The organism is Arcobacter peruensis (genome assembly GCF_003711085.1).
Lineage (GTDB): Bacteria > Campylobacterota > Campylobacteria > Campylobacterales > Arcobacteraceae > Poseidonibacter > Poseidonibacter parvus.
Genome location: NZ_CP032363.1, coordinates 794306 through 806229, shown reverse-complemented (window position 1 = coordinate 806229; position 11924 = coordinate 794306). Strand labels below are relative to the sequence as shown.

Below are 11924 nucleotides of genomic sequence, written 5' to 3'. Positions count from 1 at the left end.
TAGAACAAATAGTTCTATTTTATTTTGATATATATAAAAGATGAAAAAACAATAATAAGTAATGATATACCAATAGCTAAAAAGAAATGCTGTACACCTAAAAAATCAACAGGCCAATGAAATATAATAGGTGAACTAAACTGTCCTAAAAAAATTGCACTTGTGAAATATCCAGAAGTTTTGACTCTTTTTTTTGCACTTGTACGACTTAACATCCAAGCAGTTATATTTGTCATCATCAAACCACCACCAAAGCCAAGTAATGGACTTGTTAAAAAGAAATAGTAAGTATGATTTACAAAACCAACACCTGCAAATCCAATACCAATAATTGCTAAACCTATAATGTAAATAATAGAAAATGAAAACTTTTGTTTTAACTTTGAAAAAGTAATAGCTCCTAAAGCATTACATAAAAAAGCAATTGCAATAATAGTTCCAGCAAAACTTCCACTAGCTTTAAATGTTTCAATTAATAAAAATGGAATTTGAGTAGGTAGTATAAAGAAAATCAACATATAAAAAAAAGCAAGAAAATATATATAAAACATATTAGAATTAATTTCAATATCTTCATCTTTCTCATCTTTTACTATAACTTCTTTAAGTTGTGTAATAGCAAGAGGAACAAGTAAAAAACCAATTAAGTATATACCAAAAGAGTAACGCCAAGAAATATCAGATAAAACTCCACCACCTATTACAAATACAACTCCACCTAAAGCCATAAAAGCACTTTGATAACCCATAAACTTGTGTCTATCTTGTTCTTTAAAATAATCCCCAATAAGAGAAGTTGATACAATCATTAACGTTGCTACACATATACCAAATAAGGCCCTTGAAAATAAAAGCATTTCGATATCTTGTAAATATAATCCTGCACTTCCTGTTATAGAAAAAGCACTAATTGCGATAATAACAGCACGCTTCTTTCCATACTTAAAAATTAAATGTCCAAGAAAAGGTGCTAATATAGCAATAACAAGAGAAGGAATTGTTAACATAAGCCTTGAGTAAAATTCAATATTTGCTATATCTGTAAAGTACTCTTTTAGATGAGGTAAGGCTGTTACTATTGCAACATTTGACATTGATGTTGTCATTGCGATTAGTAATAAAGTAAGCATTGTAAGTTTTTTGATATTTTTCATTTTTGGATTATAGGGTAAATTTTATTATTTACCCAATATTAAAAGGTCAGTTATAAAAAGATTAGTCAAAAATCTTTTTATAAACATGACAATAAGGACTTTTTCCAGTTCTTATATAATAGTTTTGATGATATCCTTCTGCTGCATAAAAAGGAGTGTCTTTTGTACTTTTAAGTGTAGTTGCCACATCGTAACCTTTTGATTTTAAAATATCAATTAGTTTTTCTGTTATTTTCTTTTCTTCTTCATTATTATAAAATACTACAGACAAATACTGACTTCCAATATCTGGACCTTGTCCATCTTTTTGTGTTGAGTCATGTATTTCAAAAAATAGCTTTGCTAAACTTTCATAAGAAATTTCACTAGGGTCATATATAACTTCAACAGTTTCAACATGTCCTGTATCACCTTTTATTACACCATAATAATCAGGGTTTTCTTTATGACCACCCATATATCCACTAATTACATCTTTTACACCTGCTTGTTTTTCAAATAAGTGTTCAACTCCCCAAAAACAACCACCTGCAAAATGTGCAGTCTTCATTTTTGTATAGTCAATGTTTTTATTTTGTGGAACTACAACTTCTTTACTAAAATTTGTAGAGATAAACGCTAATAGACCAAGAGCTATAATTACTGCATATTTATTAATCTTCATTTTTTATCCTTTTTGTATTTTATATTTTAGTGAAGTTTTGTTTAGTGCTTATTTATCAAAAAAGTTCTTTCTAATTATCTTTCCATATATTGCTTCAAATAAAATAGCAAAAGCTATAAAAGCAAAAAATATCATAATTGCATTTTTATCACTACTGTATGTATGAACTAGTAAAGTAATAAGTGCAAGAAAACTTACTATACAAGATAGAAGAACTATTATTCTATTTGCATTTAAGAGCTTATATAGTTTTAAAGCTGCAATATTAACTATAAAGAAAATAAGTAAAAAACTAGCACTTCCTATTATTGCTATTTGAGTTAGTTCAATACTGTTTGCAATAATCAAAGAAAAAAACGCAGTTACTAAAATACTAGTACTAGGAATACTTTTTTTCTCTTTATTAAGTTTTGAAGGAAGCTCGCCTTCTTTTGCTAGTATAAATCCTAGTCTTCCATTGCCATATATAGTTGCATTAATAGCAGAAAAGGTTGCTAATAGTGCAGCAATAGAAACAATAGTAAAACCAATTTGTCCTAAAGCCGGTTTTGCTGCAATTGCCAAAGCATAATCTTTAGCTTCTAATAATGCACTTTCTTCAACAGTTCCTACTGTAATTAATGCAATTAGTATATATAGAAAGATAACTATAATAACGCAAGCATAAAAAGCTCTTGGTAAATTTTGCTTAGGATTTTTAATATCTTCTGCTGCATTAGCAATTAACTCAAAACCTTCATAAGCTACAAAGATAATCATACCAGCAACTAAGATAGAAAAGCTATCGCTCCATTGTGAAGGTGATAATCTTTGTGTATCTACATAAGAAAAACTTGATAGAATAATTACTACTAAAAGTACTACTTTAATTACAACTATAATAGTCTCAGACCGACTTACAAAAGAAGCACTAATTAAGTTAATAAGTAAAGGGAGTATAATAGCAAGAGAAATAAACAAATGCTTACTTAATAAAGTAGACTCTTTGAAAAACAAAACTTCAGCATAAGAAGAAAAAGCAACTGCATATAAAGAAATTGTAACAAGATAAGATAACCATAGTATAAAGTTTACAGCTCCTGATAAAAAGTTATGACCAAAAGCATTATCTATGAAACTAACTGTCCCACCTTTACTTTGAAATTTTACAGATAGTTTTGCATAAGAGTATGAAGTAAGTAGGGCAACGATTCCTGCAAATAAAAAAGCAATTAAAGTTGCTCCTTTTGCTAAAGATACAGCTTCACCTAAAACAGCAAAGATTCCACCTCCTACCATTCCTCCTATACCAATTGAAATTGCACCTATTAATCCAATTGTTCTTTTGTTATCATTTTCGTTATTCAAGTACTTACCTTAGTATTTTTAAAATATTATAGTATAAATATTTAGTATTTAAAATAAAATACTTTTAATATGTAATTAATATAAGCAATGATAAAATACTAAAAGTACTAAAAAATAAATACTGATAAAAGTATTAAAAAAAGGCATAAAATGAAATCACCATTTCCTTATGAGATAATAGCAGATAGTAAAACATTCTATGGAAGAGTAGAAGAGATAGAAAAAATAAACGATTTTATTAAAACTTCAAACAATATATTAATACACTCAAAAAGAAGAATGGGTAAATCAACTTTAATACAAGAAGTACTAAGACGTAATAGTAATGAGTATACTTGCATATATTGTGACATCTTTGATATTACTTCAAAAGAAGATTTTATAAAGTTACTATTAAAGGGCATATCAAACATAGAAGAGAGTGATTTCAAAGTAATGTATAAAAAATTTAGTGAGATGTTTAAACGTGTAAGAGTAGAACCATCATTTGATCCTAATACTTCAAAATTCTCATTAAGACCAATAGTAGCAACACTTTCTTTTGATGAGATGATAGAAGACTTCTTTTTAGCACTAGAGGAAATATCAAAAGATAAGCAAGTAGTATTTGCAATAGATGAGTTTCAACAAATATCACTAATAACAGATATAAAGCTAGATGCGCTATTAAGAAAGTATATACAAACACTGCAAAATGTATCATGGATATTCTTAGGTTCAAAAAGACATTTATTAACTTCACTGTTTGAATACAAAGCACCACTATATGAAATGGCAACGCATTTAGAATTACAACCTTTAGCTTTAGAAGAAGTATATACATATACAAAGAAACATATAAATATATCAAAAGAGTTAATGTCTTATATATATGAAGTATCTGATAGTGAAACAAAACTCTTACAAAACATATGTCATATCTTATGGTTAGAAAAGAAAAATGAGGAAATTAGTAAAGAGTATATCGATGAGGTTGTAAAACAAATTGTAAATTCTAAAGATTCAAGTTATAGATTAATATATGATATGTTAAACAATAATCAAAAGATTGCACTAAAAATATTATCAAAATATAAAAAGAAAATATATACACAAGATGTACTTAATGAATTTAATATAAAGAAGCAAACTTTACAATCAGCAATAAAGGCACTATTTGAAAAAGAGATATGTGATAAAAATGATGATGTAATATATATTCCAGATAGAACATTTGAATTGTGGTTACAAAAAACATTTACTAGAATCTAAAAAAATTGCAGAAGAAGTGTCTAAATAATAATCACTATTATGCATAAAATTTGTAACTTTTGTATATATTATATAAATAAATAAGCTGTTTTTACAGATTTTTTACATAGAATATAACAAATTGTTAAAATACAAAAGGAGATTCAATGAAGAAAATGTTAAGTATTGCACTTGCATCTGCATTAACTTGTGGTGTTGTAATGGCAAAAGAGATTAAAGTAGGGGCAGTTATGCCAATGTCTGGACCAATAGCTGCTTATGGTCAAGTAACTCACTTAGGTTTAGAACTTGCAAATAAATTACAACCAACTTTAGCAAATGGTGATACTGTTAAATTAGTATTATTAGATAACAAAGGTGATAAAGTTGAAACTGCAACTGCTACAACTAGACTTATCTCTTCTGATAAAGTTGTTGCTATTTTAGGTGCTTTAACTTCTACAAATACTGCGCAAACAATTGCTATTGCTGATAAGAAAAAAATTCCAGTAATCGCTTCTGTTGCTACAAATGATAAATTAACTGCTAAGAGAACTTTTGCAAATAGAGTTTGTTTTACAGATAGTTTCCAAGGTGAAGTTGTTGCAAACTTTGCTATTGAATCAGGTTATAAAACTGCTGTTGTTGTAATTGATCAAGCACAAGTTTATTCTTTAGGTCTTTCAAAAGCATTCCAAAAAGCTTTTAAAGCTAAAGGTGGAAAAATTGTTAAAAAAATCAAAGTTACTTCAGGTGATAAAGACTTTAAAGCTGTAGTTTCTCAAATTAAGAAAATTAATCCAGACTTTATGTTTATGCCTTTATATCACCCAGAAGCTTCTATGATTGCTAGACAATCTAAGCAATTAGGTTTAGATAAACCAATGTTCTCAGGTGACGGTGTTGCAAATCAAACATTTATTGATTTAGGTGGAAAATCTGTTGAAGGATATATGTTTACAGACTTCTTTGATTACAAAAACCCTCCATCAAAAACTTCAGCTGATTTCGTAGCTTTCCACGAAAAAGAAACAGGAAATGCTGAAATGAATTCATTTACTGCTTTAGGTGCTGATACTTATAATGTATTAATTGCAGCAATGAATAAATGTGAAGACCCAACAAACTCTGTTTGTATTAATAATGAAATTAAAAAAACAGTTGATTTTGATGGTGTTTCAGGAAAAATTTCTATTAATAGTGAAGGAAATGCAACAAGATCTGCAGTTATTAAAGAAATTAAAGATGGTAAAGCTGGATTTAAAGCGACAGTTAACCCATAATAAAAATATAAATATAGAAAAAATCTAGCAAGAAATTGCTAGATTTTTTTTTGTAATAGTAAAAGTAATAATGTTGTTTTTACTATTAGAAAAGAAGTTTGTAAAAAAATCAGGAGATTTAATGGATTTATTAACATTAATGCAACAACTAGTAAACGGATTCTCTTTAGGATCTATGTACGCTTTAATTGCAATTGGTTATACAATGGTATACGGAGTGCTTAGGCTTATTAACTTTGCACATGGTGATATTATGATGGTTGGTGCCTTTTTAGGTTATACATTTATGGCAGTATTTGAATTGTCTTTCCCTGTTACAATGTTATTATCAATTGTAATAGCTGCACTTTTAGGGGTGCTTATGGACAAGATTGCATATAAGCCTTTAAGAGAAGCTCCAAAAATTTCATTACTTATTACTGCAATTGGTATTTCATTTTTTCTAGAAAATACATTTACAGTTTTTGCTGGTGGAACTCCAAGAGCTTTTCCAGTTCCTGAGTATATGGAAAAAATATTTGATGTTTCAGGTGTAGTATTTTCAGTAGCATCTATTACTGTTCCAATTGTTACATTAGGATTATTACTAGGTATTTTGTATATATTATATAAAACAAAATATGGAATGGCAATTAGAGCTTTATCATTTGATATTAAAACTGTAAATTTAATGGGTATTGATGCAAATAGAATTATTGCAATTGTATTTGGATTGGGTTCTGCTCTTGCTGCTGTTGGTGGTTTATTTTGGGCAGTTAATTACCCTAGTGTTGAACCAATGATGGGAGTTTTAGTAGGACTTAAAGCCTTTGCAGCAGCTGTTGTTGGGGGTATTGGTTCAGTTACAGGGGCTGTTATAGGTGGATTTATTATTGGGTTTACTGAAGTTGTATTTATTGCTTTTTGGCCAGAACTTGGTGGTTATAAAGATGCCTTTGCATTTATTTTATTAATATTTGTATTACTTTTTAAACCAACTGGAATAATGGGTGAAGACCTTGAAAAGAGTAGGTTCTAATATGATTGAAGATAAAATATTTACTAAACAAAGATTAATTAATCTAGCAATTATAGTAACTGCTATTTGGTTTACGTGGTTTGCACAGGTTACTTTTGATGAATATACAGTAAGAATTATAAATAATGTTGCAATTTTTATTATTCTTGCAGTTTCGTATAACCTTATTAATGGTGTTACTGGTCAGTTTTCTCTTGAACCAAATGGATTTGTTGCTATTGGTGCATATGTTACTTCTATTTTGATTGTTGATGCTGATACGATGCTTTATCAATATGATATTGAAGACCCATCAGCTTGGGTTTTAGCTATGCAAGCAGATTTTGCATGGGCATTATTATTTGCAGGTATTATCTCAGCGTTGGTTGCTTTATCTTTATCTTTTCCTGTATTTAGAGTAAGAGGAGATTATCTTGCAATTGTAACATTAGGATTTGGTTTTATTATTAAAATTTTAGCTATTAATAATCCTCAAATCACAAATGGTTCTTTAGGTATAAATGATATTCCTGAATATTCAAACCTTTATTGGACAGGCGGTATTGCTATATTTACTGTTCTTGCTATTTTAAATATTATCTATTCAAAATATGGACGGGCTATGAAAGCTGTTAGGGACGATGAAGATGCCGCAACTGCAATGGGTGTTAATACTTTTAAGATTAAAACTTTAGCGTTTTCTACTTCAGCTTTTTTTGAAGGTGTTGGAGGTGGTTTATTAGCTGCATTATTAACATCTATATCACCAGATTTATTTACATTCTTCTTAACATTCCAATTACTAATTATTATTGTATTAGGTGGATTAGGAAGTACAACAGGTGCAATATTAGGAACTATTTTTGTAATGGCAGGTTTAGAATATATGAGATTCTTAGATGAACCTATGAGTTTTATGGGAATAGAAACAGAAGGAACACCTGGAATGAGAATGGTTGTATTCTCACTTATTTTAATTCTTGTAATGCTTTTTGCAAGAGAAGGATTAACAGGTAAAAAAGAATTAAAAGACTTCTTCAAAAAGAAAAAGGCTGACAAATGATATTAGAAGTATGTAATGTTACTAAAAAGTTTGGTGGAGTAACTGCCATTAAGGACACATCTTTTAGTGTAAAAGCAAAAGAAATATATGGTCTTATTGGTCCAAATGGTGCTGGTAAAACTACAATGTTTAATATTATTACTGGAAATTATGAACCTACAGAAGGTGATATTAAATTTCATGGACAAAAAATAAATGGAATAAAACCATATAAAATTGTTCATCGTGGAATTGCAAGAACTTTCCAAAATATTAGACTTTTTACATCAATGACAGTATTAGATAATATTTTAATTGGATTTGATTATCAAGCATCATATACTTATCTAGAAACTATTTTTAGATTGCCTAGATTTTTCAAAGAAGAAAGACGTGTTAAACAAAGAGCTTTTGAAATCATGGAAGTACTTGGCATAGCAGAGTATGCAGATGAATTAGCAACTTCACTTTCTTATGGACAACAAAGAAAAGTAGAGATTGCTCGTGCACTTGCTGCAAATCCTCAACTTTTACTTTTAGATGAACCAGCAGCTGGTATGAATCCACAAGAAACACATGAGCTTGCAGAATTATTCTTTAAAATAAGAGATGAATTTGATATTACTATTTTATTAATTGAACATGATATGAAGTTTGTAAATAAACTATGTGATAGAGTTATGGTTTTAGATTATGGAAAAACGATTTTTGAAGGTGATATTAAAGATGCTATTAAAGATGAAGAAGTAATAAAAGCCTACCTAGGAGATTTTAAACATGCTTAAAGTTAAAAATTTAGAAGTATTTTACGGACTTATCAAAGGTGTTAAAGATGTAAACTTTGAAGTTAAAGAAGGTCAAATTGTTTCATTAATTGGATCTAATGGTGCTGGTAAAACTTCGACTTTACAATCAATTGTAAATGATGTTAAGAAAAATGGTGAAATCACATTTAGAAATGAAGATATTTCTAAAATGAAAACTCATACAATTATTCAAAATGATATAGCGCTTGTTCCTGAGGGAAGAAGATGTTTTCAAAACTTAACAATTGAAGAAAACCTCAGAATGGGTGCTTTTAACAATGATGACAAATATGAAGAGCTTCAAGAAGAGATGTTTAAACTTTTTCCAAGACTTGTTGCTAAGAAAGGTCAATTAGCAGGAACAATGAGTGGAGGGGAGCAACAAATGCTTGCAATTGCAAGAGCTTTAATGTCAAGCCCAAAACTTTTAATGCTTGATGAACCATCTTTAGGATTAGCTCCTAAAATTATTGGTGAACTTTTTGAAACAATCGTACGACTAAAAGAAGAGGGTATAACTATTTTATTAGTTGAACAAAATGCTTTTGCTGCTTTAGAAGTATCTGATTATGCTTATGTACTTGAAAATGGTGTAGTTGCACTTGAAGGACCAGGATCTGAGCTTATTGATTCTGATGAAATTAGAGCTAAATACTTAGGTGCTTAATACTCTAACATAGATAATAGATAGTATTTTTATACTATCTATCTACTTTTTTTGATTTAATTTATAATTGATTAACGTTTAACCATTATAATAGATTATATAAATATAAAATAGGATTTTAATATATGTTATTAATGCAATTAGAAGCAAGAGAAAAGTTTTCATTGGATTTAATGCTATCTATACTTCTTAATAACTTTTAATATATTTATTACTTTTTTAATTATATAATGATTTATATATCTATAAAGAAAATTAATGAAAAAATATAATCAAATTCTTCTTATACTTATTTTCCTAAACTCTTTTTTATATGCTAATAATCAAATATCTATTAGTAATTCTTTTATTTTTATTGATAAAGAAAATTTAAATATCGAAGCTATTAAAACTAAAACCTTTGAGCCTTTAAATAATATTCACAAGAACTTTGGGTTTAATAAAAACCTTACTGTTTGGTTAAAAATACAAATAAAAAATAATACAAATAAAAAGATACAAAAAATACTAGATCTTGAAAATCCTTTATTAGAGGAAATTGTTTTATACTCAAATAAAGATATTAGAAGAAGTGGTATGTTATATATAGATGAAAAAAGAAAGACAATCAATCCTTCTTTTACTTTAAATATTTCTGCAAATTCAACGCAATCTTATTATGTTAAAATCAAAAATAACACAACAGCCTTACAGTTTTCTATTAAGCTTGAAGATGAAGAAGTATTTTTAAAAAAAGATTTTGCTAAACAATTCTCTATTATATTATTAATAGGAGTTATTAGTTCTTTTCTTATTTATGCAATGGTTTTATTCTTTTATGCAAAGGATATAAGCTATTTATATTATTCCTTTTATATTATTGTCTTACTCTTTCAGCAACTCACTTATATTGGTTTACTACCCTTATACATGCCCTTATGGTTTACTAGAATTGATAATTTGATAGTTGTTCCTAAAGTTGGTGCTGTAATAATTATGGGGATAGTTTTTGCAAGAAGTTTTTTAAAAACAAAGAATTATGAGAACATAGATAAAATATATAAATATCTTATATATATAGTACTTTTGCAAATAGTATTTATTTCAAGTCCTTATTTTTATTATCCAGAAATTACCGTTTTAACTGGTTTAGTATTTATATTTTTTAATTATTATGCTGCAATCTATGTTTATAAAAGAGGGAATAAGCAAGCTAGATTCTTTATAGTAGGTTGGAGTTTTCTTATAATTGGATTTTTTCTTACAATTATTGATGCCTTAGGAATTTATTCTATTATGTATAATATTCCAATTTTAGTTTTAGTTTTTACAGCAATTGAAGCTTTATTTTTATTACTTGCATTTGTTGATAAGTTAAATATTTTACAAAAACAAAAAGATTCAATTGATAATAAATTAGTAGAAGAGCTACATGAACGAAATGCAATTATCAAAGAAGAAGTTGAAAATAGAACTTTAATGTTAAAGAATCTATACAGAGAACTTCATCATAGAGTTAAAAATAATTTACAAGTTATGCTTTCAATTATTAGATTGCAAAGTAATAAAATTGATAATATTGAAACAAAAGAACAGTTTTTAAAGCTTGAAAATAGAATCAAATCTATATCTAAAACACATGAGATTCTAAGTTTAAATGATGATATTGAAAAAATTGATATGTATGAATATATTTATAGTTTAAGTGAAGATATTGAAACTTCATATTCTAAAGAGATAGATTTTGATATAAGAACTGTTGTTTTCATATCCTTGAAAGATGCTGTATATATAGGTATTATAATAAATGAATTACTTACTAATAGTATGAAATATTCTGAATGTACGAAAATCTCAATTTACTTAACTCAAAAGAAAAATGAATTATTTTTGCATATAGCAGATAATGGAAAAGGTTTTAAAAGCTCAGATATAAATGAAAAGTCTTTAGGTTTAGAACTTGTTAATAGTTTAGCTGTAGGACAACTAAATGGTACTATATCAAAAGATATAGATAATAAATGTGAATACAATATAAAGTTGAAAATATGAAAATACCTGTAATGATAATAGAAGATGAAATGATTGTTGCTATGGAAATAGCTGATTATTTGGAAAACCTTGGATATGAAGTTGTAAATATTTCAAATAACTCATTAGATGGATATAACAATGCCTTAAAATACGAACCACATATTATAATGATGGATATAAGAATCAAAGGTGATAAAGATGGTATTGATACAGCTTCAATGATACAAAAAAAGATAAATACAAGTATTATTTATTTAACTGCATATTGTGATGAAACTACAGTTGAGAGAGCTATTAAAACTAACCCAAGTGCCTATTTAACAAAGCCTTTTAATAAACAAGAATTATTTGTTTCTCTTAAAATGGCAGTATCTTCGTATGATAATAATATTAAAAGAGAAGATCATAAAGTCGGAGATATACTATTTGATAATGAGTTTAGTTATGACTCTAAAAATAATCAACTTATTTATAATAATGAATACCTACATCTTACAAAAAGAGAAATTCAACTTCTAAATCTTTTAGTTATTTCTAAAAACTGCATTGTTTCAATTTATGAAATGGAGAATAAAATATGGCCAGATAAATTTCCCAATGAAAATACTAGAAGAGCCTTAGTTAGTAGACTTAGAGCTAAAATGAAGTATAAATTCATTGAAACTATCCCTTCTATTGGTTATAGAATAAATATCTAAATCTTTTGTTTATAACTCTAATC

Annotated in this window: 11 protein-coding genes; 8 read left to right on the top strand and 3 right to left on the bottom strand. The window is 27.5% G+C overall.

Annotated features, from left to right (window positions below):
* Positions 1 to 14 precede the first annotated feature (14 nt).
* The 3 genes from D3Z07_RS04045 to D3Z07_RS04035 form a co-directional block, all read right to left on the bottom strand.
* Entirely contained in the window at positions 15 to 1154 is a 1140-nt protein-coding gene (locus D3Z07_RS04045; protein ID WP_122893127.1) for an MFS transporter, read from the bottom strand.
* A gap of 61 nt (positions 1155 to 1215) precedes the next feature.
* Positions 1216 to 1818 carry a peptide-methionine (S)-S-oxide reductase MsrA gene (msrA, locus tag D3Z07_RS04040; RefSeq protein WP_122893126.1) on the bottom strand — a complete coding sequence of 201 codons (603 nt, stop codon included), beginning with the start codon at positions 1816 to 1818 and terminating at the stop codon, positions 1216 to 1218.
* 48 nt (positions 1819 to 1866) lie between these two features.
* Positions 1867 to 3165, bottom strand: a complete 1299-nt coding sequence (locus D3Z07_RS04035) for an APC family permease (RefSeq protein ID WP_076085883.1) — start codon at positions 3163 to 3165, stop codon at positions 1867 to 1869.
* 150 nt (positions 3166 to 3315) lie between these two features.
* Here D3Z07_RS04035 and D3Z07_RS04030 point away from each other — a divergent pair, with 150 nt between their 5' ends.
* The 8 genes from D3Z07_RS04030 to D3Z07_RS03995 all read left to right on the top strand — a co-directional run bounded on the left by D3Z07_RS04030 (position 3316) and on the right by D3Z07_RS03995 (position 11901).
* On the top strand, positions 3316 to 4416 hold the full coding sequence (locus D3Z07_RS04030) for an AAA family ATPase (RefSeq protein WP_076085886.1): 1101 nt from the start codon (positions 3316 to 3318) through the stop codon (positions 4414 to 4416).
* 146 nt (positions 4417 to 4562) lie between these two features.
* Positions 4563 to 5678, top strand: a complete 1116-nt coding sequence (locus D3Z07_RS04025) for an ABC transporter substrate-binding protein (protein ID WP_076085889.1) — start codon at positions 4563 to 4565, stop codon at positions 5676 to 5678.
* A gap of 121 nt (positions 5679 to 5799) precedes the next feature.
* On the top strand, positions 5800 to 6696 hold the full coding sequence (locus D3Z07_RS04020; protein WP_076089249.1) for a branched-chain amino acid ABC transporter permease: 897 nt from the start codon (positions 5800 to 5802) through the stop codon (positions 6694 to 6696).
* Between the two features lies 1 nt (position 6697).
* Complete coding sequence (locus tag D3Z07_RS04015) at positions 6698 to 7738, top strand: branched-chain amino acid ABC transporter permease (protein WP_076085892.1); 1041 nt, start codon at positions 6698 to 6700, stop codon at positions 7736 to 7738.
* Positions 7735 to 8502, top strand: coding sequence for an ABC transporter ATP-binding protein (locus tag D3Z07_RS04010; RefSeq protein WP_076085895.1), 768 nt, complete (start codon positions 7735 to 7737; stop codon positions 8500 to 8502). The genes D3Z07_RS04015 and D3Z07_RS04010 overlap by 4 nt, the downstream gene beginning before the upstream one ends.
* Positions 8495 to 9190, top strand: coding sequence for an ABC transporter ATP-binding protein (locus D3Z07_RS04005; RefSeq protein WP_076085898.1), 696 nt, complete (start codon positions 8495 to 8497; stop codon positions 9188 to 9190). The genes D3Z07_RS04010 and D3Z07_RS04005 overlap by 8 nt, the downstream gene beginning before the upstream one ends.
* A 258-nt stretch (positions 9191 to 9448) precedes the next feature.
* Entirely contained in the window at positions 9449 to 11221 is a 1773-nt protein-coding gene (locus D3Z07_RS04000; RefSeq protein WP_122893125.1) for a 7TM diverse intracellular signaling domain-containing protein, read from the top strand.
* Positions 11218 to 11901, top strand: coding sequence for a response regulator (locus D3Z07_RS03995; protein ID WP_122893124.1), 684 nt, complete (start codon positions 11218 to 11220; stop codon positions 11899 to 11901). The genes D3Z07_RS04000 and D3Z07_RS03995 overlap by 4 nt, the downstream gene beginning before the upstream one ends.
* The last annotated feature ends 23 nt before the right edge of the window (positions 11902 to 11924 follow it).